The sequence below is a fragment of the Staphylococcus sp. ZWU0021 genome (assembly GCF_000798895.1).
In the GTDB taxonomy this organism is placed as follows: domain Bacteria; phylum Bacillota; class Bacilli; order Staphylococcales; family Staphylococcaceae; genus Staphylococcus; species Staphylococcus saprophyticus.
Genome location: NZ_JTLN01000008.1, coordinates 1 through 347, shown reverse-complemented (window position 1 = coordinate 347; position 347 = coordinate 1). Strand labels below are relative to the sequence as shown.

Below are 347 nucleotides of genomic sequence, written 5' to 3'. Positions count from 1 at the left end.
AGGAAATTCAGCAGACGCTTCAGAACAAGGCGTTGACAAAGCACAAGTAGCACAACAAGCTCAAAGTAATCCAGAATCATTAAATGCAGCACCAGTTCAAGACGGTGCTTACGACATTAACTTTAACTATAATAATACTGACTATAGTTTCCAATCAGATGGTCAATATTGGACTTGGAGCTATGGACAAGGTTCAACTAATGCACCAGCACAAGAAACTGCTGAGCAACCACAACAAGTTGAACAACCACAACAAACTAAGCAAGCTTCAACTGAACAACCAGCACAAGAAGCTGCACCACAAACTGAAGAAACACAACAACCACAACAAGAAGCAACTACACAAA

Annotated in this window: 1 pseudogene; it reads left to right on the top strand. The window is 40.6% G+C overall.

From position 1 onward, the window contains the following. Positions 1–347: pseudogene (locus L987_RS03245) on the top strand (transglycosylase); the annotation flags it as partial.